Genomic DNA, 20,501 nt, shown 5'->3' with positions numbered 1-20,501 from the left:
TGCGGAAAAGTGTGCGAAACGGAAACTTAGCGTAGATAATACAACATCAGCGCAAACAACCGCGCTAATCACTCAAACGGAGGCGATTCGGATATGAAGAAGTATAACGAAGTTAAACGCAAAGCAGCGGTAGGCGAGCGGATCAAAATCGTTCGCGCTGTGTCGGCGTCTGGAGCGTACAAAAACGGAGACATGATGACGGTAACACGGCGGAGAGACGTAGTTCCGCACGGAGTTTTCACGCAGGAGACGTTGGTTTTCGTTTACGACGAGGAATACGTCGTCCTCGAACCGGTAACATCCGCACCAACTCCGCTCACATCCGATCCACTCTACGATAACTTCCGCCAGTTCATTCGGGACAATGCGGATGGCCTACGTAAGATCCTCGCGGAACTCGACGGAATTAAGCCGGAGCCTGTAGCTAAAACGCTAAAACGTGCGGAAGTTATCGAGCAGGCGCGTAAGGATGTAGAGGAATTAACGCGGGTTGGTGGCAACAGGTTCGCGACTCTACCAGAACGCACGCCGTTCTCTTCGAAATTCTACGTAGTTGACTTCGCCGTCAACCGCAATAAACGCACAGTTACGGCCTTAATCTCGAAGGGACACACCAAGAAGCGGACTCCTGACGAGGTCGTTATCGCCAAATGTGCGCCAGGCGACGTATTCCACGCTGAGATCGGCAAGGCAATCGCGCTGAGAAAGGCGTTGGGTCTCACGGTGCCAGCCGAGTATACTGACGCGCCACAACCGGACGAGCCTCGGGTAGGTGCGGTTGTTGATACTCGCCCAGGTGGAGGGACTTGGACAGCGGTATTAAAAAGGCGTGAGTCTGGGCTTGACGGAATTTACGGACGCGCTTGGAAACACGGACACGATCGCGGATGGATAGGTGAAGAGCAGTTCGAAGTCATCGATGACACCGACGTAGACTATAACGCAGTGTCCACGAAGGAGGCTGCGTAAATGAAGATACTTCACGCATTATTTGCGGCATACTGGACGGTTCTATTTATCCTTTACCTCTTCGGCATCTACGAACCAGACGGATTCATCGTGGGGCTCACGTTATTTTTCACCGCCACAGCATTCATTGACTTAGCGATTGAGGAGGGACGCAAGTGAACGTAAATATCAAGCGCCTGCATCCGGACGCGGTCGTTCCGAGATACTCAAAGCCGGGCGATAGTGGCGTCGATCTCGTAGCGGTTGAAGACGTGATTATCGCGCCTGGGGATACCGCGCTGGTCCGGACGGGCTTAGCGTTCGAGGTCCCGGAAGGCTACGAAATGCAGGTACGGCCGCGTTCAGGTGTGAGCATGCGAACAAAGCTGCGAGTACAGCTTGGCACGATAGACTCGGGCTATCGCGGAGAGGTTGCGGTGATCGTCGATAACATCCACGAGCCGGATTATGACTACGCAGATTACGTTTGGTACACGGTCGATGGGCAGTGTCTTACTGATGTAGGCGAAGGACCTAGCGTGATGCGTACGTACATCATCCGAAAAGGTGACCGAATCGCACAGGCGGTAATCGCACCGGTCGAGCGCGCCACGTTCGTAGTAGTCGCGGAGTTATCGGAGACGGAGCGCGGGGCCGGCGGATTTGGACATACGGGGGTGAACGGAGAATGACGCAATGGGCGCTTGAACATCCGCTGTTAACGTCAATGATCGCTATCTTCGCAATCATGGCGGTAAGCAATGTCGCAAATAACTTCGCACAGGCACGTTTTGTGAAGCATCTTAACAAGAGTATTCGGAAGGAGGACGAGTAGGATGGACGTTTTTCTAAAATGTATCGGGCTGGCTACGGTATTTGTTGGAATGGGTTTTCTTTTTGCACTGCCGATACACGGATTCCATTTCGTAACGATTCACAAGCACTATCACGGTAAAAAGGAGGACGCAAATTGAACGTTAAGCTAATCGCACACACTGCGCTATCCGAGGAGTTCTATGATAGCTTCGATTACTTGGACGATTACGGCTCCGTCATACTAAATCCGTTTGACCAGGAGAGATACAACGAACGAGCCGCCGTAGCTCTTACCGCTATCCGAACGTGCTACTCTCCGCTTAAGCCGACGGAGATCGTCGCAAAGGAAGGCGCTAAATACTTCGGTAACTCCGCGTCAGACGGCGAAGGAGGGACGGACGCGGACCGGTTGTTCCGTCACATAACACGCAGCGGTCACACTTCAACTCTCGAACATATCACGTACACATTCGCGGTCGAAGGCGTAAGCCGGGCGCTCCTGGCACAACTCACGCGTCACCGCCATCTATCGTTCAGCGTGCAGAGTCAGCGCTATGTGCGGATGGGGAGCGCCGATAAGAGTGGCGGGTTCGATTACGTTACGCCGGTGAGTATCAATGAAAACGCAGAAGCGTATCGGGTATATGACGTAGCTATGAACGAATTGCAATCGGTATACGACGAGCTAAGAGCTGCCGGAGTCCCTACCGAAGATGCCCGTATGGTCCTTCCGAACGCCGCAACGTGTAACCTCGTTATGACCGGTAACCTGCGCACGTTCCTCGATTTCTACGCGAAGAGACGGCCGGGTAACGGAGCGCAGTGGGAGATTGCGAACTTAGCGGTTCACCTACGCGATGAAATCGTTAAGGTCGATCCGTGGCTGGCTCCGTACTTTGATGCGAAGGAGGAAACCGTATGAAGCAAGCGTTCGCAGGCGTTGTTTGCGGCCTCGTAACGAATGTAATCGCCGCTTTCGTATTTAACGGGAAGGAGGCGTAACATGCCCGTTAAAATTATTCCGTTCCCAAACGCAGTAGCGGAGTTACTCGAAGAAGCAGCGGCCCAAGCGCGTCGCGGTGAAATCACCGGCGTAGTGATCGGCGCAATGTTATCGGACGGCACCACGCTAACCACGCATAGTGGCGTTGACTTCCGTGAGCGCGGTGATCTTATAACGGATATGAACGATAGTCGTACGCTCGATTTTATCGACTTAAATATCGAATAGGGAGGCGTTAGAGTGGCGCAATTGAGTGGAGTAAAGACGGTTAGCGATAGCGTGATTGAGTACGAAGGTAAGCGGTATGAGAAGACGGAGGGACCGGTACAATTTTGCGACCTTTTGCGCTGTGATGACGATACCGTGGGCGACGTGGAAGAAGGCGCGTTCTATCTTGTAAGCATGGTTAAATACGGAGTTGTCGGATTTGTTGACGACGATAGTGACGAGCGCGGGCTGGGAGAGGACACCGGTTACGATTATGACGCTAGCCCTACGAAATTTACCGTATTCAGACGAGTAGAATCCGCGCAGCACACGTTTCAATCGTTGGGTGAACTATGCTTTCTCATCGAAAGAAAACGCTCCGAACTCGCGGAACTTGAAGCACGCCTTGCCGAAGAATCAGCGCTAAAAGTTGGCGACTGGGCTCGCGTTATCCGACCGACGCATAACGAAGATATCCGCTTCGGTGCGATTGTCCGCGTGATTAAAACGGATGACTCATCGATTCCTTATTACGTTGAGGCGCCGGGCGGCGTTCGTGATTGGGCGCGTTCGATCGCTCTCGAAAAGCTTACGCCAGCCGAAGCGCGCACCGCTCTACTTGCGGAGATTGACGAGTTGTTTACGGAGGAGGCGGTTGCATCAGCAGCGGAGTAATAGGCGCCATCATATCGCTACTTATCGCACTGTCCGGGATTAACGGAATCCCTCCGAATAAGGACGTTAAAGGAGTTCCAGTGAAACAGGCAATCACTGGCCCTCCCCGTTCCACAGCCGCTAAGTCCGCGCCAAAGGACGAAGCGAGCGAATGGACAACGTTCACCGCGACGGCCTATACCGCGCGATGTTCGGATGGATGTACGGGAATCACCGCGTCAGGAGTTGACGTAAGACGCACGGTTAAACACGAAGGGAGAACGGTCGTGGCAGTAGATCCGCGCGTTATAAAGCTAGGTACGAAGCTGACCGTTAAGCTTGCGGACGGCACACGCATTAAGGCGATCGCCGAGGATACGGGCGGCGCCATTAAGCGGAAGAAGATCGACGTGCTCGTAGCGTCGAATAAGGAAGCGCGCAAGTTCGGGCGGCAGAAAGTGGCCGTACACATTGACGAATAAGGGAGCGGATTATATGAGCGAACAAATTACGGTACTAACGGATGAACTCGGCCTGCAGCGTGAATATCGCGAGGTTAAGCGGAAGGCGATTGACGGTGACCTCGTTATCTATACGAAAAACGGCCGCGTAGCAAGGTGCTATAGCCGACGAGTTGTCACGCCGAATGAGACGTGGACGGCGACCGCAAACAGTGAGGCGGACATGCGTGTCCTAGAACCATCCGATATCGTCCGCATCGACGGAGAACGCTTCCGCCTCGTCAATCGTAAGGCCGCGGTAGGCGAGCGTGTTGTTATCGTCAACGCGGTGGACGAAGCGCTGGTCGAGTACGGATATGATAACGGACAGATTTACGAAGTCGTGAGCATGTGTGGAGACGAGCCGGATATTCGGCCGGACGGTACAGAGGATTCCGAGGTCTTTCTTGATCCCCATGAGTATCGCGTACTCGAACCGCTAACCTCACCGCTCTCCTCACGCCCGGCCACGGAACAAGCTTCGGATAATATCGCAACGTTAACAACGCAATATACGGAGCTCGCTACGAAGGTGCGGACGCTTGAGGAAACGGTCCGCGAGCAAGCGGATAAGCTCCGTATCGCACGACTGGACATCGACCTAATTAACGAAGGCGTAGCGGACGAGCTGGCGGAGTTGAAAGAGCGTATCGCGAAGTTGGAGGGACGGATACCGCGGACCGCAACTGTGGCGGAAGTAAACGAAGCATTACACGTGTATCAAGAGCGGGCTAGAGCGCGTAAGAAGCCTCCGCAGCAAGTCCGTGACGAGATCGTTGAGCGTGCGAAGGCTGACGTTAAGACGTTGCTAAGTACGAACCATCCGAACGCTTGCGTACAATGGGGAGTTTGGTTCTCCGATCACGATGGAAGTTGTATTACGGACGAGTGCGAGTTCGTTGTTAACCGCGAAAGGAGAACGGTTGTTGCGCTTGTTCGGGATATTGAATCCGCTCAGAAGCGGATTATTGGCCGCGGTACCGCCAAATGCGCACCGAACGACGTATTCAACGTTAACATCGGACGTGCGATCGCGCTGCGCCGTGCGCTTGGCCTCGAAGTGCCTGCGGAATATCTGAGCGTGCCGGGTCCGACGGAGGTCCGCGTTGGGGACGTCGTAAAAGCTACGGGGCTGAGCGCGTTCCTTCCGGGAACCTGCGGTGTCTGTGTCGGCTTCGATGACAGCGGACTCTTATATGCGCACAACCACGGAGGGCGTACGGACGGAAATACTTGGGCGTACAGGAGCGACGTTACTATCATCGACGACTCCCGTGAAGACAACGCCGGATCACGAAAGGAGGTGGCCGCGTAAAATGAAACGCATCGTATTCACGGTTGAGTTAATGTATGACGACGATGAGGCTGCGGGATGGAGTCCGGCCGACCGCGTGAGTGATTGGTTATTTAACGAAGATTACGCGTGCGAATGGGACGTAACTACGTTATCTGACGAGGAGGTGACCGCAGAATGACGTTATCTAACATCGGTCTCATCGGAAAGCTCCGCGCAGGCAAGGACGTTGTCGCCGCTTATCTAGCGTCCAACTACGGATACACACGCTTTGCGTTTGGTGACCCGTTGAAAGACGATTTTCACCGCCGTTATCCGGAAATCCCACGCGAACCGAAGCCGCGCGCTGGCTATCAATTTCACGGACAGTTCATGCGCGAACATCGCGGCGAGAACGTTTGGATTGACGCTTGCCTCGAGGCTATTACGGAAGCGGAGTCGTATCATGTCGCAGATTACTACATGTATGGGCCTGACGCAGCGTTCCGCGCCGTAATCACCGACGTTCGCCAGCCAAACGAATACGGACGCCTCAACGCAGAGGGCTACGTCCTTATCCGCGTACAAGCGCAAGACGGCATCCGAATCCAACGCGCCATCGAATCGGGCGATACGTTTAACTATACGGATCTCATGCACGGAACGGAAACGGCGCTCGACGGATACGCTGCGGACTTTACCGTTACGAATGACGGTAGCCTCGACGAGTTGTATGCGCAGATTGACGGGATAATCGCTACACTACGCTCCGCGGGGCGTGACGCATCGTGATTTTCACTTCTGCGGAGTTAAACGAACGTGTCGGCAAAGCGTACGATCACGCTTATGCGATGGGATTGCGCAACGGTTACCGTGAGGGATTCGTTGATGCAACGTTAGGGAAGGCGTATAAAGGAGGCGTTGAGATATCGGAAAGGCAAGTCGCGCAAGATGGGACGGAAACGTCCGCTCTATGGCAATCGTCGCAAAGCCACGCAGCGAAATAACAGCGGAAGACATCGCGTTTCTCCGCGAGAATTACACGTCAACAGGCGGTTTACTACCTAACGCTTACGCCGGCGGAGCCTTTTATACACCGACGCACGTAGCGCGCTTCATTATCGAAGCATTGAGCGGTCTAAGTGGCGGAAAGTTCGCGCCTGGCTCGCGCTTTCTCGAACCGTCGGCCGGCAGCGGAGTATTTATCGAACACTTGCCGGAAGATGCGGAGATAACAGCGCTCGAACTCGATGAAACTAGCGCAAAGGTAACGTCGCTGATATATCCGAATGCTAACGTCATCCAGGGCGACGCATTTACGCACGGCCGCCGTGATTACTACGACTATGTGATCGGGAACCCTCCGTATGGTGTAAGCATAGACGTTGATGCTGCGGATCTCCCCGACTCGTTCGAAACGCTGAGAGTTACGAAGGGACGTGCGAAAGGGAAGTCGGAAGTTGCGTTTATTGAGCTCGCAATCAAGGCGGTTAGGCCCGGCGGATACATTGCGTTTGTGCTTCCGTTTGGACTAAACTACGCTAACTATGCGGAGAAGATACGCCAAATCTTATACCAAACGTGTTGGCACGTTGCAACAATCGGACTTCCCGGCGAAACATTCGCACTAACCGGCACAACGATTGCTACGCAGATCCTCATCGTACGGAAATCGCCGCCCGGCACTCCGTTGCTCGAGCCAGCAACAAAACGGTGGGGCTCGAATTTCCGACGCGGTGGTTACGAGGATATTACGGACTTCAATGCGAGATTCCTTGCGGGACAGGCGCCGGCTTACTTCGCGCAGATTACCGACATTGGCTACGACAAGGACGGGAAGTCGACGGATAAGTGGGGCGACGGGCTCACGCAATTGGACGAGCTGTTGGAGGACTTTACGGACGATTACCTGGTGCGGTCAAATTTGTATCCACATATACCATCGTGGCATAGCGTTAAAGACGTCAGCGCGTTTATGTTTCAGCACGCGAACAATACTGGCGATGGTTATAAGGACGCAAGTTACGGACTTTCTGACGGGCCCTACCGCTGGAACGAATTGACGCTCGGTTCTGGCGATGAGATAGAATGGCGAGGTGAATTGGTCAGCTCTTTCGACTTTGCTTGGCAGGATCGGATAATAACGGATTATTATGCGGAGTTGGACCGAACAGGCAACGGTCTGACTCCCGAAAAGGAGGCGGCTTAATGGCGTTTAAATATATCGAGTTGTTCGCGGGTATCGGAGGATTCCGCTCAGCGCTAGATACGTTAGGCGGCGAGTGCGTATTCGCTTCGGAAATTGATAAGTACGCAGCGCAGGCATACAAAACGCTGTACAACGGAGCGGACGAGCTTCACGGAGACATAACGAAGATTGACGCACAGGATATACCGGATCATGACGTATTGGTCGGTGGGTTTCCGTGTCAGGCGTTCTCAGTCGCAGGCCAACGTAAAGGATTCGAGGAAGCACGCGGAACGCTGTTCTTCGAGATTGCCCGGATTGCGAAAGAGAAGCAACCGCGCCTAATGCTGCTGGAAAACGTGAAGGGCTTGTTATCCCATGACGGCGGTAAGACATTCGATACCATGTGCGCCGTTCTTAACGATATCGGCTACGCAGTGGACTTCCGCATACTCAACTCGAAACACTACGGAGTGCCGCAGAATCGGGAACGTATCTTCGTTGTCGCGGATCGTGACGCTGAGCATGAGGAATGGAGCGTAACCGGAAACGATGTAGGCGCTAAGGCTAAGCGGAGAGCGCAGGCGTTGGGTGTACGGACGTTTAACTTCGATTGGCCGGATAATGGCGAAGTGACGACGAGGTTAAGAGACGTATTGGAGGGGCTGGTTGACGAGAAATATTACCTGAGTGAGGACAAGACAGCTACGCTTCTTAAACGGTTGACAGACGAGACGCTCGCCAAGTCTACGGAAGAGGACACGATGCTGACTGATGCCGGGCTTTCACGTGAGATCGTTGCACGGAAAGATATCACGCCTCCTCTGCGCGTTGGTGGCGGTGGAGATGCGCCAGGTATTTGGCTGAATGAACCTACGCCCGAAGTCGTCGGATCACTCGAACATTACGAAAAAGACTCGGACGGCTGCGTAATGGTCGGAATGGTAGATTTGCGCGGTAACGATACGATTAGGCGCGTTTACTCGCCGACAGGCGTTGCGCCGACAGGCGTTGCGCCGACATTAACGACAATGGGCGGAGGTCATCGAGAGCCTAAGATTATAGAGCCTCAGAGCCTATTACAAGGGAAGAACGGAACATTCGGAAAGTTAAATGAGTACAACGTAAACAGCGTAGGACCCACGCTGACGGCTACGTGTTATAAAGAGCCGGATATGATACTCGAACTAGGTAAGCCACTTTCAGAACCGCAGCTGGACCAATACTCGGACGGTTCCAGCTTGGCGTACGCTGTGGACGCCAACTATGCGAAAGGAACATCGCCAGGTGACAGCGGTAAAGGTCGTAGGACTCACGTAATGGAACGCTACCGAATCCGCAAGTTAACTCCGCGTGAATGCTGGCGCTTGCAGGGCTTCACCGACGATCAGCACGACGCAGTTATGAACGCAGGCATATCGGATTCCCAACGCTACAAACAAGCGGGCAACGCCGTTACGGTTAACGTTATCCGAGCGATCGGCGAGCGCTTAGTCGCACGTTTACTGCAGGAATACGAGTTACCGGAGGCCGCATAATGTCCGCCTTCAGCGATAGCACGCCCGAGTACCGTTTCCAACCGCCAGGCCCACGCGATGAACCGCGAACTATCCGTATCTGCGCATGGTGCGGCGGTGACATCTACGTAGGTGATACGGTAACGAGCGTCTACGCGCACAATTATGTTGTTCACTCCGAATGTGAATACGCATGGATCGAGAGCAGCGTTATCAAAGAGCGCGGCGTTATCGATTCGGACGGAGACCTGGCGTAACTGATTCGCAAAGTTCAACGCATGAAAAATTCACAATAGAAACCGCAGCTATCGGCGTCATTCCGTGCGGACTTATTCACATAGCGTAAGGCGGCCGGTTGTATGCGGACTTATACGATAAATTGACCAAGGAAGTGTTTAGGCTGTCCATAAAAGAACGATTCGTCGAGGTTACACTTCACCCAAAAAGTGCCGAGCATTATGAGATGTGTGGGTATGCTCTGCCTTGGAGAGGCAACGTCCTTCCTCGGGAGAAGATGCTCGTAGCAGTTGAACATATTTCGAGAGCAAGCGATGTCAGAGTAACTAAGGTTTGCGATATCTGCGGTAAAGAAGTGTCGAAGCAAAAGTACGGAGCTATTCTCTACGCCAGACGGGACGGATTGGATAGGTGTCAAGATTGTGCGCGGCGAGAGTCAGCCCGGCTATCCGGTAAAAAGTCGGGAGAAACAAAGCGTAGAGCTGCGGCAACTAAAGACCACAATCTTGCGGCAGTATGCCCGGACATCGCCTCTGAATGGCATCCCAGTCTAAACGGAGCGCTTAGTCCATGTGATTTCGCACCAAAAAGCGGGCGACGAGCTTGGTGGATGTGTGGGGTATGTGCGCACGAATGGAGCGCCACAATCGCGCAAAGGACATTCTCTAACACGTGGTGTCCAATATGCTGTGGCTCAAAAGGGGAGAAAGAAGTGCGGAGATTGTTGGAGGCAATGCGGATCCCTTTTATTGAGCAGGTGTCTTTCAATGGACTGCTAGGTCTGGGAGGCGGACACTCATTGTTTGATTTTGGGATAGTTCATCAGGGAAAGGTCGTCTCCTTAATTGAGTATGACGGAATCCATCATTATAGGCCGATTCAAAAAGAAAATCCTGAATCGATTCGAGATTTTCAAATTAGGCAAGAGCACGACGGGAGAAAGAACGAGTGGTGCAATTCTAAGAACATTCCACTGCTTCGTATTTGCTACGAAGATTTCTCGGAGATGGAATCAATAATTTTAGACTTTATTAAGCGAGAGGCGGGATATGTGTGGGGAAAGTGAAGGTTGACATAGAGAGTAAGGGACGGACATACACGCAACGTTATTGTTTGGATGATTCAGCCGGCGTTAAGAAACTACTACGCGACCGCCACGCGATTTCTGCCGCTAGATTTTCGGGCGATACGGCAGCCAGCGATATTCTCATCGATTTGGCGGGCGCGATTAGTTCCGCAGGCTTATCCGAACGCCAGACGGAAGCCGTTGCGCTAGTATCCGGATTCGACCTCACGCAGAAGGAAGCGGCCGCTGTTATGGGAAACTCGCGGGAAGCCGTCGCAAAATTGTACGAAGAGGCAGCGGTTAAGATTGCGGAAGTGTACAAGCGTTGGGAATACGGGGAGGTTATCGCGGAATATCCGCTTGAAGATACGGAAGAGGAGGCGGCTTAATTTGACGTATATCGAACGTACTCGCAGCGCAGTCGAAGCGCTAGAGAACGCACTACGAACGTATTTCAAAGCGGACGGCGCACCGCCTATTCCGTTCCCATATAACGGAGCCACTTACGATATTCGCGACCGAGAGACGCGCATGCTCTTAGTAGCCGCGATCCAGGACGGATATTACCGGGAGCACGGCGAGTTTAATCAGCGGGTACTCGACGCGTGGTACGAAAGAGGCGCGAAAGGAGAGCGGCCGTCACCGGTAAAAGTAGATTCGGCGTTAATGGACCGGTTGACTAACGCGGTGCTTTACGAGGAACTGACGGACACGCGTCCGGATAAGATGACGATCGAGGAGTATCCGATCATGTCGCTATACCAAGAGGATCGGCGTCGAGACAACGAATATAGCGACGTATTAGCGGAAACCTACGGTGCGGACGGAAATGACCGCGCTAAGCCGATCCGCCGCGTAAGGACGGCGCGTGAACACCGATTCGTAGAGAAGACAGCGCAGGAGAAGAACCGCGAACGTAAGGCGCAGTATAAGCGTGATTCATCGCCCGGACGCATGAAGTCGTATAACCTGCGCGAGAATGGCGGCGAGCTTACGGAACCATTTACGGAGAGAATCGGACTCGGACGCAGGTGGGCGGAAGGAATGTGCGCGATGAACGAGGTAACGCTTGAGCAGGCGGAGGAGGTTCCGCTTACTCTTCCGGAAGCTGCGTAGATTCAGCTCGCGTACTTAAACGTGCAAGCATCGCGCATGTAATATTCACCGCGGATCTTAACGGAAGTCTCCGTTATATCTTCGATTACTCCGCTACCCATAAGCTCGTCCTCGATAAATATAACGATAGGTGCCCGCTCAAGCTGCGCGGTATAAAAGTGAACGTTCGAGGTTAGCGACTTCATAAAGCGTGTCATAGCGTATCTCCTTTCTGCAGCGTAAGCAACTCGCCAATCTCCACGTCAAAATAAACGCAAAGCTTCGTTAATAGGTCGCGCGGATAGCGCTCCGTATCGTCATTGTACATTGATCGTACACTTTCGAAGCGGTAGTCGATATCACGCGCGATTTCTCGTATAGATAGGCCGCGAGCGTCCGCTAGGGTCCGCAAATTTGATCGGACTGTCATCGTAATCACCTCCGGTTATGTTAAATATACAGTGGCTCGGGAAAAGTGTCAATCCGGTGTTGACACGTTAAGTGAGTCGTGGTATAGTAGATACATAACAACGACACGTTAAAAGAGTCGACAAAATGGAGGTAATAACGATGGCAAAAACATATTACACAGACGGAATAAACGAATTTGTAGCTTTGCACGGACTTGAGGAAGCGGCATGTATCGTCTCCAAAGTCTTGGGGATTTCCGCACGGGACGCGAGAAAGCGCATCGAAGTAGCGCAGAAACATTCGAGAAACGAGATTTAGAAAACGCGGGGCTTCGGCCCCACGTAAAATTACGGAACAAACGGGAGGCCTGCGGCGATGAATACACAGAAACAACGGTTTACATGCGGTAAACGGATAGGCCAGCGGCTGTATGTGCGGACGGCTGGCGGTAATTGGATCGACGTGAGACTGGCGGCTGCGCTATGACTGTTAGCGTAGTGGACATCGCCAAAAATACGGTAGTTTGGCGCGAGGAGCACCCGAATAGGGAAGCCGCGATCAGGGCGGTACGTGAGTTGTCCGAGCGAAATTATAACGCGGACTACTTTAAGTTTTACGTAGATAGCGAGGAAATACGAGTATAGGCGCCGATGCTGGCGTCTTTTTCTTTGCGGTAAAGGGTTACATTTGTTGCGTTTAGTTACATACGGGTATATACCCGGTGGAAATTAATTGAAGGACCGCCATCGCGCGGTCTTTTTCCCGTCCAGGAACAAACTGAAGAGGAGAGTGTTAGTATGCAATACGCAATTCAACTAACTGATGAAAACGGAAATGAGTTCCTGCTTCTTGAAGAAGGAAAAGAAGGCTATCAAACGTTTGACTCTTTCGAAGACGCTGACGATTTCAATTACGAATTTGAACAATCGTTGGAGGACGGCGTCACTAGCGCAGTTGTCGAGTTTAACTAAGGGAGGACTTAAGTATGAACAACGCTTACCTATACTGCTACTCGCCCGCGATGTTTCACTTCTTGCGGACGAAAGGCATCCGATATATTTGCGTAGGAATCAACGAAAAGACTAGCGGCCGTTTCTGGCTCTTCGCCAAGGATGACGCCGTTAAACGCGCTTTAGACGAGTATGACGCGAGTAAATAATAAATACGTGGAGTGGAGTGTGTTGGAGTATGAGCGAGCAATTTCAGCGGTTAGCAAGCGAATCAGCACGCAAGAAAACGGAGTCGCTGGATCGGGGCTTTTATGCTCCGGTTCCGCACGACTTGTTCCGCAGGATCGTACCTATCGCACGCGAGTACGATAAGAGTAACGTCCATATCGTGGCGCTATACACGTACCTTCTATCGATGGTTAACGGACAGCCGGACAACGATCGATATATGAGCGCGTTCCCATCCGTAGCGCGGATTGCTGACGAGACGGGCATCGGACGTAACCGTATCAAGCCGCTATGTGGCGTTCTGGAAGCGGTAGGACTCGTTAAGTCTGCGTATGACTATGCGGGTAACAAGCGGGATAAGCTGTACTATCCGCAGTATTATAGCGAGCTGACTGACGAGGAGATTAGGCGGAATCTAACGGAACTATACGGTCATTCACTCCTGAGTGATTTACCTAATGCACTGTAGAGTGAATTACCTAAATCACCGGAGAGTGACGGTAATAAGAACAAACGTAATAATAACGAACATAATAATAACAAACAAAATATACCGCTTCGGTTAAATTCGCTAACGCTCATTGAACCTCGCGGACCAATTAAAGGAATAGATATATCATATTTTTATACGCGTACGAACATCCGAAAGGATGTGAGTGCAAGGGCGAAAGCCCGAAGCTATTCTTTTAAGAACACAACCTTTGTTTGATAGATACATGAAGCATATTCTCAGAAGTATCTCATGTAGGCAAACCCAAAGAATAACGCGGGTCTTAAAGCGCAGTCTCCTACGGTAACATACGTAAGGGATTGCGCTTGTTTACGTTATATTAAACGGAGGGATATGCGCTAATGGTTACGTTTATGTACGTATTGTTGTGCGGATACATTGCGTTAGTAATAACCGCATTAACCGTGTACATGCGTTCTCTTTACATCTTTGAGGTAGAGAAGGATTGGCGTAGCATAGCGTTTATCATTGCGTTTCCTGCGCTGTACTTAGCGATAGTGTACGTATGCAGGCGTTATCCTGGCGGTTGGATATAGCGCTGTTTGTCCGCCTTGCTTGAGCGGATGAGTAGCGCTTCTTTTATATACGATCGGCAACGCTAAATAAGCGTACAGATTAAGCGCCATATATGAAGCGATTGTTAACGGAGTGGGTGCGTAGGGTTTCCGTAGCGTAGGGGATAACGTTAGGGACTCCGTTAGGGGTACCGCTTAATACGTAGGGAGCATACGGTTAGCGCTCCGGTATTACATCCGCCAGCGCCTCCCGGACAGACACGCCTCGGAAACATCGACCCTAACCGGATCCGTAACGGTTGTATAAACGCTGAATAAACGGTGAATAACGCTGTATGTACGGAGATTTAGCGGTCATAGTAGGCGGGTTAATGCGCAGGGTAGGCGGTAAAAACGTAGGCGTGGCGCGGGTTTGCGGGCGGTTAGTGGCAGCGCTAGAGATATACGCAAAATGCGCGTTTTGTGAACATGTACTACGCGTTAATGCGATGAAGTGTGTGACCCCCCGGGGGCCTGTTACGGGGGCCTGCGGACCTGACCTCCGAACCTTTCTCGCAAAATTTTAAATGTCCGGGTCTAACGGAAGCCCCTACGCATAAATCTCCCGTAAAATTTCCGTGAAATAAGCGCGTTTCTATCCGGCCGAGTGTATTCGGTGCCTAACGGTAGAAAGGCGCTTATTTCACGTTGATTTTAAGCCATACGAAAGGAGGACGCACACATGGCGTCTAAGCTCGAAAAACTATCCGCTAACTTAACGGGTGACCAACTGAAAGCGGCGGACTTGCTCGCGGTAAACAAGTTCCTACCGAAAGAGGAGCGCTTGACCTTCGCACAGATTGCGGAGCAAGCGAATATCTCCGATCGCCAATTCTATAACTGGCGGACGAGTAACACGGAATTCATCCAGTACGTCAACTACCGCGCGAGCCAAGCGTTCGAAGCGCATCTGCCGGACTTCATGGAGAAGCACATTGAAATGTCGCTCAAGGGTCAAGGCTCGATGAAGGGTATCGAACTCTTCTACAAGTTTAACGGACTCCTCGTAGATAAGACGGAAGTTAAGACGGAGGATAACGGTCAGGATCGCGCAGCACTTGAAGAACGTCTCGCCCGCTTAAGGCAGCGTAAGGAAGGCGCAGAGTAATGGCGTTTGTAGGCGGCGAATGGTTGCCGCGACCGGAACGTACGAAGCACCTGGCGCTACTAACGGAACTCGACGATATGTACGCAAGCATGCCGGAGTTAACGGCGCATGACGTAGATCAGTGGGAAGCGGCGGTCGACGATCTAAAGCGGATTGAGTCGATACACCGCGGAGAATACGATTTGCTTTACTTCACGTACGAATACTTTTCGGAGGATCGCAATCCGGGCAATCCCGATAACTTGATACCTGCGGGCCAGTCGTTCGAGGATGCAGCGGACTTTCACCGAACGCTGTGCTCGCTGCTTGACGATATCTCACGCGGGGAAGTCGACTCGAACGTAGGTTGGTCGGTAGGACGGCGCCACGCAAAGACAGCTTACTTATCTAACGCTTACCTCGTTCACCAGGTAGCGTACAGGCTTAAGCGCTATATCGTTGAGGTATCGGAGACGACGGACGTAGCCGGCGACTTTATCCAGTGGGCGCGTAATCAGCTCGTATTTAACGAGAAGCTCCGGCGCGATTTTGGCGAACTCCTACACGCGCGGAAGTCGATGAACGAAACGGATAACAAGTACGAATTTATCACGCTGACCGGGACGAAGGTCGAGGCGAAGGGTATGGGAACGCAGATGCGGGGATTGCGGCACGGTTCGCAGCGGCCCGACTTGTTCCTGCTTGACGATCTCGAATCCGGCGACAATACGAACACGAAAGAGCTCCGCGCGAAGAATCTTAACTGGTTCCGTACGGAGATGCTTGAGGCGCTCGGCTTCGGCGGCATCTGCGTATACATGGGAACGATCGTACACTATGACTCGCTGCTCAATCACGTACTCACAAAGCGTAAAGACTTCATCTCTCGTAAGTTCCCGGCGATCCTTTCGTGGTCTGAACGTGAGGATTTGTGGCAAGAATGGCGGACGCTCTACAACGCGGACAGAGATGACGCAAAGGAACGCGCTGACGCTTTCTACGCGGAGAATGAAGCGGAAATGCTTCGAGGGACATCCGTATTGTGGCCGCAAGCCTATACGTATCGCTACTTTATGGAGAAGCGCGAGGCTATCGGAACCAAGGCGTTCAACCAGGAGTATCTCGGTAATCCGATCGATGAGGAAACGCAGGTATTCAAGCCGGAAGATTTCGTTTATTACACGGACTCCGATATCGAACATGTAACGCTGCAGACGTTCGCCGGCGTAGACTTTGCGATGGGTAAAGAGCGCGGAGACTACAGTAGCATTATTACCGTTGGGAAAAGTCCTAACGGTATTTTTTACGTCCTGGACGTATTCCTTGAACGTATTAAGCCGGACATTTTACTAGACCGCGTACTCGAAAAGACGATGTCGTACCAGTACGAAGCGTTAGCGGTCGAGGCACAGCAGGCGCAGGAGTGGTTCGCGCAAAAGCTCGGCGAAGCGCTAGAGAAACGCGGCTACCCGGCGCAAACACGTATGAAACAAATCAAGCAGAGGACGCGCAAGTCCCTACGGATTGAGGCGTTACTGCCGGACATCCAAGCGGGCCGCATACGGTTTAAGCGAGAACAGCGCTTGCTTCTCGAAATGTTCGAGCTCTATCCGAATCATAACCACGATGACGGACCCGATGCGCTAGAAATGGCGGTAAGGGCCGGCGCATCGTCAAACGTATCCATAAGAACCGCAAATAAACGTACACGATAACGAAAGGAGGGCGCATGTGAAATTCTCAGTTCCATACGCAACCATTAGCGCAGACACTTACACGGAGCTAATTTTCTCACCGCTACAGCAGGCGTTAGGGCCGCGGACCTGGCAGCGCATCGACCGGCAGTTACGTGATTACGAATACTACGGCGGTAAGCAGCACGTTAACCCGGATACGGGCCATCTCGTATCAGCGGACGAGCTACCGAGGCCGGCCGGTCTGGACTACGATCCTACGCGCTCAACGACGAACTATTTCAAATCGTTTATCGATAAGAAAGCGCGCTGGCTCATGGGCGGACAGCACGGCATTAACGTACCGACATCGGCGGAACCTTCCGCAGAGGAAGCGAAGGTCGCAGCGGATTACGAAGCGCTCCTGTACCAATTATGGCGCGAGAATAGAATGCGGACGTCTCTTACGAAGGCGGCGCGTGACTATTTAATTGCGCGTAGAGTAGTCGTTAAGATCGTATTCGATAACGCTACAGGTAAACTCCGCTGGGTATGGCGTCCGGATACGGAGTTCGTACCGGTTTACTCCGACGATGAAATGACGCAACTTATCGGAGGACATTTCGTATCTCAGCGCGAGGAAGATGGGCGTACGATTATCCGGAAGGAATCATTCGAGATGTCCGGCGGAACGTGTTACTACGAAGACGCCGAATATACGGAGGATCTCCAAGTATATCGAACGCTTACGGAGCGGTATACGATGGACCTTAACTTTCTACCGCTAGTTTCGTTCGCGGTACCAGGATTGTCTGGCGAGGAAATGGACACGTCAGAAATCGAAGCTATGCGCTCGATTACGGACCGGATTAATTCGATGTTCGAGGACGCGTCGGATGCGTTGAAGTTCGAAATGTTCGCTATGACCGCGCTACTTAACGTACCGGCCGGAACAGCGGATAAGGTAGATATCGCACCGGGAGCCGTTATCGAGATCGCTAATACATCGATGCAGGGAGAAGCTAAGCCGGATATTAAACGCGTAGAAGGATCATTCGGATGGTCAGCCGCTTTCGAAGCGCATGCTAACCGTTTAAAATCGGCGCTTCACGAGGTAACGTCGCTACCGAATATCGTTCCGCAAGAACTAAACTTCGGCGGCCTTAACGGGGATACGCTTCATGTACTATTCCAGGCCATTATCCAGGAGACCGAGGAACACTGGCTTGAGTGGCAGGACGGACTTCAGGAGCTACACGAAAAATCTATACGCTACTTACAGGCGCGGCTTGATCGGGCTTCTTTTGCGTACGACAAATCTGTTGTTCGCGCAATTACGAAGTACGACAACGAAGTTAAATTCGTCTTACCGTTGCCGGATAACCGCAAATCTCTCGTTGACCTCTTAACGGAGGAAACCGCATCAGGTTTCGAGTCCGTTGCGGGTGCGATGCGTAGATTGGGCGTTGAGAACGTAGCGGCGAAGAAGCAGGAGATCGCTAGTGAAGCGAATGAAAGGCGTGCTGCAAGCGATCCATATAAACAAATATAGATAGGGGGCGGCGTTGTTGCCATCGTTTTCCAATAACACAGGTAACGTTACTGTATTAGGACAAAACTTCCAACTCGCCGTAGACGTACAGGGTAGCGCTTTGAAAGCGACATCCGTCACTATAGGATCAGTCAGCGTAAGAAACACGTCTGCGAACTTCATAGGAACTAACCTAGATTGGAGCAGCTATAAAAATATCATGCTCCGGGTAGATAATACGCTCAACCAACCGATCACGCTGACTCTACAGCTACAAGGCGTCGGGGATTACAAAGATCCGACAGGTGCGACCGTTTCTATTACGATTCCGGCTTCGCAGAGTAACGTATTGGTCACGTCGAAGGAATGGAACGTGCTCGAACAGCCTATCGCCGGACTCCTGGCGCTAAAAGCTACAGCCGCAACAGCGCCAACAACCGGTAGCGTCGCAGTCACGGCGTACGTGGCTCCTTACATTTAAATGGCGGTACCTACAAGGAAGACCGGGTTTACGGGCGAGAAATTCCCACTAAAAGGGCTGTACTTGTGGGAATCGGCCCGGGTAGCTTCGGACCCGGACGTTGTTATAAGTCGTGCGGCTGCTAATCACATAACTGAGATATACGTTCCTTACAATACCGCCAATGCTACGGATGCACAGTACCGGTACTTTATCCGTGAGTGTTGGCGGTATGGAATGACGGTACAAGCGCTATCAGGTGACCCGATGTGGGCTCTTCCCGATTATCAAGACAGAGGAACTACCGCGATACAAAAGGCCGCGGATTATAACGCAAAAGTGACCGCTCCCATCGAGCGGTTTGTTGGCGTTCAATTTGACGTAGAGCCTCACGGACTCAACGGGAATAACGGATACCCCGACAGGTGGAACACTGACCGCGTTGGGACGATCAAAACGTGGCTGGATAACGCGCGTATATGGACGGCGCAGGCAAGACGGTTAGGTTTGCGTTTTGGCGCCGCCATGCTTGCGTTCCTCGACAATACGACCAACTATCCGGTTCCTCCGGAGTACGCATCGGCCGGATCGCGTGTCAGCGACATCGTAACGGACATACACGATTACGTCGTAGTTATGGGATACCGCGACACAGCGCAAGCCGTTTACGACCTAGACATTGACGAGGTTTCTTACGCTAAGACTCCGAAAGTTATCGTCGCATTCGAATCGACGGCGCAGACGCCTACGAACGTCACCTTTATGGAAGAAGGTTTCTTTGCAATGGAGGCGAGCATGGCCGCCGTTCACGGCATGTTAAAGTCGCAACCTGGATATAAAGGCGTCGCAGTCCACGCTTTCCGGCAATGGGAGCCGTTCATCGCAGCGGTTGGACCGAAAGCACCTGTACGGTCCTTGAATAAAGTACGCTGACCTACGTTATGTCATTAAACTGGCGGACTGAAACACTTAATAGGCGACGGCCTTTAAACGGAGGTATGACGATGGAACAACGTTTTAGATTGCCGCTCAATTTACAGTTATTCGCGGAGGGCGACCCGGACCCTACTCCGAATCCCGAACCGGATAAGACGTTTACTCAGGCGGATCTCGACCGCATTGTGACAGAACGCCTCGCACGAGAACGCAAGAAGTTCGAAGACGAGAAGACGGCAGCACAGGCGGAAGCTGAGCGCAAGCAACGCGAACAAAACGAGGAATACAAGACGCTATATGAATCAGCGCAAACGGAACTCGACCGTGTTCGCAACGAAGCGAAGACAGCGGAACTAAACGCAATTAAGACGCGCCTTATTCTCGCGGCAGGATACGGAGCTGATCAACTGGATCGCGTAAGCAAGTACGTAACCGGAGAAGATGAAGACGCAATTAAGGCGAGCATTGACGAAGTGAAAGCGGACATGCCGCCAAAAGTTAGCGGTGTCGATCCGAATCCGAATAACGGTCCGAGACAACAACCGAAGCCCGGCGGTCTAACGGACGCAGGTAAAGCGCAGTATGAACGTTTGAAGGCTCTCGGTAAGTTTCGTCGTTAATAAGATTCGTTGACATAACAAAAATCAAGGAGGAAA

30 protein-coding genes are annotated in these 20,501 nt (G+C 52.2%); 28 read left to right on the top strand and 2 right to left on the bottom strand.

The genetic code is table 11. The features are described 5' to 3' along the window. The first annotated feature begins 93 nt into the window (after positions 1 to 93). The 17 genes from ACRRNK_RS15640 to ACRRNK_RS15560 all read left to right on the top strand — a co-directional run bounded on the left by ACRRNK_RS15640 (position 94) and on the right by ACRRNK_RS15560 (position 11,525). Positions 94 to 969 (top strand): hypothetical protein, encoded by an 876-nt coding sequence (locus tag ACRRNK_RS15640; protein ID WP_433943645.1) that lies wholly within the window; start codon positions 94 to 96, stop codon positions 967 to 969. Continuing rightward, complete coding sequence (locus ACRRNK_RS15635; RefSeq protein ID WP_433943644.1) at positions 970 to 1,128, top strand: hypothetical protein; 159 nt, start codon at positions 970 to 972, stop codon at positions 1,126 to 1,128. Beyond that, positions 1,125 to 1,640: a dUTP diphosphatase gene (locus ACRRNK_RS15630; protein WP_433943643.1), complete on the top strand. Its 516-nt coding sequence runs from the start codon at positions 1,125 to 1,127 to the stop codon at positions 1,638 to 1,640. The genes ACRRNK_RS15635 and ACRRNK_RS15630 overlap by 4 nt, the downstream gene beginning before the upstream one ends. Then, entirely contained in the window at positions 1,637 to 1,783 is a 147-nt protein-coding gene (locus tag ACRRNK_RS15625) for a hypothetical protein (RefSeq protein ID WP_433943642.1), read from the top strand. Before ACRRNK_RS15630 ends, ACRRNK_RS15625 begins: the two co-directional genes overlap by 4 nt. Before the next feature lies 1 nt (position 1,784). Continuing rightward, on the top strand, positions 1,785 to 1,922 hold the full coding sequence (locus tag ACRRNK_RS15620) for a hypothetical protein (RefSeq protein WP_433943641.1): 138 nt from the start codon (positions 1,785 to 1,787) through the stop codon (positions 1,920 to 1,922). Beyond that, on the top strand, positions 1,919 to 2,686 hold the full coding sequence (gene thyX / locus ACRRNK_RS15615) for an FAD-dependent thymidylate synthase (RefSeq protein ID WP_433943640.1): 768 nt from the start codon (positions 1,919 to 1,921) through the stop codon (positions 2,684 to 2,686). The genes ACRRNK_RS15620 and thyX overlap by 4 nt, the downstream gene beginning before the upstream one ends. 81 nt (positions 2,687 to 2,767) lie before the next feature. Next, entirely contained in the window at positions 2,768 to 2,995 is a 228-nt protein-coding gene (locus tag ACRRNK_RS15610) for a hypothetical protein (protein WP_433943639.1), read from the top strand. Between the two features lie 12 nt (positions 2,996 to 3,007). Next, a complete protein-coding gene (locus ACRRNK_RS15605; RefSeq protein WP_433943638.1) occupies positions 3,008 to 3,649 on the top strand; it encodes a hypothetical protein in 642 nt (213 codons plus the stop codon). An 80-nt stretch (positions 3,650 to 3,729) separates the two neighbouring features. Beyond that, the gene (locus ACRRNK_RS15600; protein WP_433943637.1) at positions 3,730 to 4,110 is read left to right on the top strand and encodes a 3D domain-containing protein; all 381 of its coding nucleotides are present in this window, start codon (positions 3,730 to 3,732) and stop codon (positions 4,108 to 4,110) included. A 13-nt stretch (positions 4,111 to 4,123) separates the two neighbouring features. Further along, positions 4,124 to 5,443 (top strand): hypothetical protein, encoded by a 1,320-nt coding sequence (locus tag ACRRNK_RS15595; RefSeq protein ID WP_433943636.1) that lies wholly within the window; start codon positions 4,124 to 4,126, stop codon positions 5,441 to 5,443. Between the two features lies 1 nt (position 5,444). Further along, on the top strand, positions 5,445 to 5,603 hold the full coding sequence (locus ACRRNK_RS15590; protein WP_433943635.1) for a hypothetical protein: 159 nt from the start codon (positions 5,445 to 5,447) through the stop codon (positions 5,601 to 5,603). Then, complete coding sequence (locus ACRRNK_RS15585) at positions 5,600 to 6,193, top strand: adenylate kinase (RefSeq protein WP_433943634.1); 594 nt, start codon at positions 5,600 to 5,602, stop codon at positions 6,191 to 6,193. The genes ACRRNK_RS15590 and ACRRNK_RS15585 overlap by 4 nt, the downstream gene beginning before the upstream one ends. A gap of 181 nt (positions 6,194 to 6,374) precedes the next feature. Further along, entirely contained in the window at positions 6,375 to 7,610 is a 1,236-nt protein-coding gene (locus ACRRNK_RS15580) for an HsdM family class I SAM-dependent methyltransferase (protein WP_433943633.1), read from the top strand. Further along, positions 7,610 to 9,127 (top strand): DNA (cytosine-5-)-methyltransferase, encoded by a 1,518-nt coding sequence (dcm, locus tag ACRRNK_RS15575; RefSeq protein WP_433943632.1) that lies wholly within the window; start codon positions 7,610 to 7,612, stop codon positions 9,125 to 9,127. Before ACRRNK_RS15580 ends, dcm begins: the two co-directional genes overlap by 1 nt. Positions 9,128 to 9,485: 358 nt before the next feature. Then, positions 9,486 to 10,409, top strand: coding sequence for a zinc-ribbon domain-containing protein (locus tag ACRRNK_RS15570; protein WP_433943631.1), 924 nt, complete (start codon positions 9,486 to 9,488; stop codon positions 10,407 to 10,409). Next, the gene (locus tag ACRRNK_RS15565) at positions 10,397 to 10,798 is read left to right on the top strand and encodes a sigma factor-like helix-turn-helix DNA-binding protein (protein WP_433943630.1); all 402 of its coding nucleotides are present in this window, start codon (positions 10,397 to 10,399) and stop codon (positions 10,796 to 10,798) included. Before ACRRNK_RS15570 ends, ACRRNK_RS15565 begins: the two co-directional genes overlap by 13 nt. 1 nt (position 10,799) lies before the next feature. Then, complete coding sequence (locus ACRRNK_RS15560; protein WP_433943629.1) at positions 10,800 to 11,525, top strand: hypothetical protein; 726 nt, start codon at positions 10,800 to 10,802, stop codon at positions 11,523 to 11,525. Positions 11,526 to 11,527: 2 nt separating this feature from the next. Here the strand turns inward: ACRRNK_RS15560 and ACRRNK_RS15555 are convergent, their stop codons facing one another. Both ACRRNK_RS15555 and ACRRNK_RS15550 read right to left on the bottom strand, forming a co-directional pair. Further along, entirely contained in the window at positions 11,528 to 11,722 is a 195-nt protein-coding gene (locus tag ACRRNK_RS15555; RefSeq protein ID WP_433943628.1) for a hypothetical protein, read from the bottom strand. Beyond that, positions 11,719 to 11,934 carry a helix-turn-helix domain-containing protein gene (locus ACRRNK_RS15550; protein ID WP_433943627.1) on the bottom strand — a complete coding sequence of 72 codons (216 nt, stop codon included), beginning with the start codon at positions 11,932 to 11,934 and terminating at the stop codon, positions 11,719 to 11,721. The genes ACRRNK_RS15555 and ACRRNK_RS15550 overlap by 4 nt, the downstream gene beginning before the upstream one ends. Before the next feature lie 140 nt (positions 11,935 to 12,074). On the opposite strand from ACRRNK_RS15550, the gene ACRRNK_RS15545 reads away from it, so the two are divergent. From ACRRNK_RS15545 to ACRRNK_RS15495, 11 genes are all read left to right on the top strand, one after another. Beyond that, the gene (locus tag ACRRNK_RS15545) at positions 12,075 to 12,233 is read left to right on the top strand and encodes a hypothetical protein (RefSeq protein ID WP_433943626.1); all 159 of its coding nucleotides are present in this window, start codon (positions 12,075 to 12,077) and stop codon (positions 12,231 to 12,233) included. Between the two features lie 134 nt (positions 12,234 to 12,367). Further along, positions 12,368 to 12,559, top strand: coding sequence for a hypothetical protein (locus ACRRNK_RS15540; protein ID WP_433943625.1), 192 nt, complete (start codon positions 12,368 to 12,370; stop codon positions 12,557 to 12,559). 153 nt (positions 12,560 to 12,712) lie between these two features. Then, positions 12,713 to 12,886 carry a hypothetical protein gene (locus ACRRNK_RS15535; RefSeq protein ID WP_433943624.1) on the top strand — a complete coding sequence of 58 codons (174 nt, stop codon included), beginning with the start codon at positions 12,713 to 12,715 and terminating at the stop codon, positions 12,884 to 12,886. A gap of 14 nt (positions 12,887 to 12,900) precedes the next feature. Continuing rightward, positions 12,901 to 13,074 (top strand): hypothetical protein, encoded by a 174-nt coding sequence (locus ACRRNK_RS15530; protein ID WP_433943623.1) that lies wholly within the window; start codon positions 12,901 to 12,903, stop codon positions 13,072 to 13,074. A 29-nt stretch (positions 13,075 to 13,103) separates the two neighbouring features. Next, complete coding sequence (locus tag ACRRNK_RS15525; RefSeq protein WP_433943622.1) at positions 13,104 to 13,562, top strand: hypothetical protein; 459 nt, start codon at positions 13,104 to 13,106, stop codon at positions 13,560 to 13,562. A gap of 1,278 nt (positions 13,563 to 14,840) precedes the next feature. Then, on the top strand, positions 14,841 to 15,266 hold the full coding sequence (locus tag ACRRNK_RS15520) for a phBC6A51 family helix-turn-helix protein (RefSeq protein ID WP_433943621.1): 426 nt from the start codon (positions 14,841 to 14,843) through the stop codon (positions 15,264 to 15,266). Continuing rightward, complete coding sequence (gene terL, locus ACRRNK_RS15515; RefSeq protein ID WP_433943620.1) at positions 15,266 to 16,960, top strand: phage terminase large subunit; 1,695 nt, start codon at positions 15,266 to 15,268, stop codon at positions 16,958 to 16,960. Before ACRRNK_RS15520 ends, terL begins: the two co-directional genes overlap by 1 nt. Positions 16,961 to 16,976: 16 nt before the next feature. Beyond that, on the top strand, positions 16,977 to 18,470 hold the full coding sequence (locus ACRRNK_RS15510) for a phage portal protein (RefSeq protein WP_433943619.1): 1,494 nt from the start codon (positions 16,977 to 16,979) through the stop codon (positions 18,468 to 18,470). Positions 18,471 to 18,486: 16 nt separating this feature from the next. Continuing rightward, positions 18,487 to 18,930, top strand: coding sequence for an IPT/TIG domain-containing protein (locus ACRRNK_RS15505; RefSeq protein WP_433943618.1), 444 nt, complete (start codon positions 18,487 to 18,489; stop codon positions 18,928 to 18,930). Between the two features lie 216 nt (positions 18,931 to 19,146). Beyond that, complete coding sequence (locus ACRRNK_RS15500) at positions 19,147 to 19,842, top strand: hypothetical protein (RefSeq protein ID WP_433943617.1); 696 nt, start codon at positions 19,147 to 19,149, stop codon at positions 19,840 to 19,842. A 71-nt stretch (positions 19,843 to 19,913) separates the two neighbouring features. Next, complete coding sequence (locus tag ACRRNK_RS15495; protein WP_433943616.1) at positions 19,914 to 20,465, top strand: capsid assembly scaffolding protein Gp46 family protein; 552 nt, start codon at positions 19,914 to 19,916, stop codon at positions 20,463 to 20,465. Positions 20,466 to 20,501: the final 36 nt, after the last annotated feature.

Source organism: Paenibacillus sp. SN-8-1 (genome assembly GCF_050995535.1).
In the GTDB taxonomy this organism is placed as follows: domain Bacteria; phylum Bacillota; class Bacilli; order Paenibacillales; family Paenibacillaceae; genus Fontibacillus.
The sequence above is the reverse complement of the archived record's forward strand: the minus strand, read 5'-3'. Positions and strand labels throughout refer to the sequence as shown.

Excerpts from the sequence above, each read along its gene's own strand:
- ACRRNK_RS15495 (WP_433943616.1), top strand. The coding sequence starts at position 19,914 with ATGGAACAACGTTTTAGATTGCCGCTCAATTTACAGTTATTCGCGGAG.
- ACRRNK_RS15620 (WP_433943641.1), top strand. The coding sequence starts at position 1,785 with ATGGACGTTTTTCTAAAATGTATCGGGCTGGCTACGGTATTTGTTGGA.
- ACRRNK_RS15625 (WP_433943642.1), top strand. The coding sequence starts at position 1,637 with ATGACGCAATGGGCGCTTGAACATCCGCTGTTAACGTCAATGATCGCT.
- ACRRNK_RS15555 (WP_433943628.1), bottom strand. The coding sequence starts at position 11,722 with ATGACACGCTTTATGAAGTCGCTAACCTCGAACGTTCACTTTTATACC.
- ACRRNK_RS15520 (WP_433943621.1), top strand. The coding sequence starts at position 14,841 with ATGGCGTCTAAGCTCGAAAAACTATCCGCTAACTTAACGGGTGACCAA.
- ACRRNK_RS15595 (WP_433943636.1), top strand. The coding sequence starts at position 4,124 with ATGAGCGAACAAATTACGGTACTAACGGATGAACTCGGCCTGCAGCGT.
- ACRRNK_RS15635 (WP_433943644.1), top strand. The coding sequence starts at position 970 with ATGAAGATACTTCACGCATTATTTGCGGCATACTGGACGGTTCTATTT.
- ACRRNK_RS15610 (WP_433943639.1), top strand. The coding sequence starts at position 2,768 with ATGCCCGTTAAAATTATTCCGTTCCCAAACGCAGTAGCGGAGTTACTC.
- ACRRNK_RS15580 (WP_433943633.1), top strand. The coding sequence starts at position 6,375 with ATGGCAATCGTCGCAAAGCCACGCAGCGAAATAACAGCGGAAGACATC.
- ACRRNK_RS15535 (WP_433943624.1), top strand. The coding sequence starts at position 12,713 with ATGCAATACGCAATTCAACTAACTGATGAAAACGGAAATGAGTTCCTG.
- ACRRNK_RS15590 (WP_433943635.1), top strand. The coding sequence starts at position 5,445 with ATGAAACGCATCGTATTCACGGTTGAGTTAATGTATGACGACGATGAG.
- ACRRNK_RS15550 (WP_433943627.1), bottom strand. The coding sequence starts at position 11,934 with ATGACAGTCCGATCAAATTTGCGGACCCTAGCGGACGCTCGCGGCCTA.
- ACRRNK_RS15530 (WP_433943623.1), top strand. The coding sequence starts at position 12,901 with ATGAACAACGCTTACCTATACTGCTACTCGCCCGCGATGTTTCACTTC.
- ACRRNK_RS15545 (WP_433943626.1), top strand. The coding sequence starts at position 12,075 with ATGGCAAAAACATATTACACAGACGGAATAAACGAATTTGTAGCTTTG.
- ACRRNK_RS15640 (WP_433943645.1), top strand. The coding sequence starts at position 94 with ATGAAGAAGTATAACGAAGTTAAACGCAAAGCAGCGGTAGGCGAGCGG.
- terL (WP_433943620.1), top strand. The coding sequence starts at position 15,266 with ATGGCGTTTGTAGGCGGCGAATGGTTGCCGCGACCGGAACGTACGAAG.
- ACRRNK_RS15585 (WP_433943634.1), top strand. The coding sequence starts at position 5,600 with ATGACGTTATCTAACATCGGTCTCATCGGAAAGCTCCGCGCAGGCAAG.
- ACRRNK_RS15525 (WP_433943622.1), top strand. The coding sequence starts at position 13,104 with ATGAGCGAGCAATTTCAGCGGTTAGCAAGCGAATCAGCACGCAAGAAA.
- dcm (WP_433943632.1), top strand. The coding sequence starts at position 7,610 with ATGGCGTTTAAATATATCGAGTTGTTCGCGGGTATCGGAGGATTCCGC.
- ACRRNK_RS15500 (WP_433943617.1), top strand. The coding sequence starts at position 19,147 with ATGACGGTACAAGCGCTATCAGGTGACCCGATGTGGGCTCTTCCCGAT.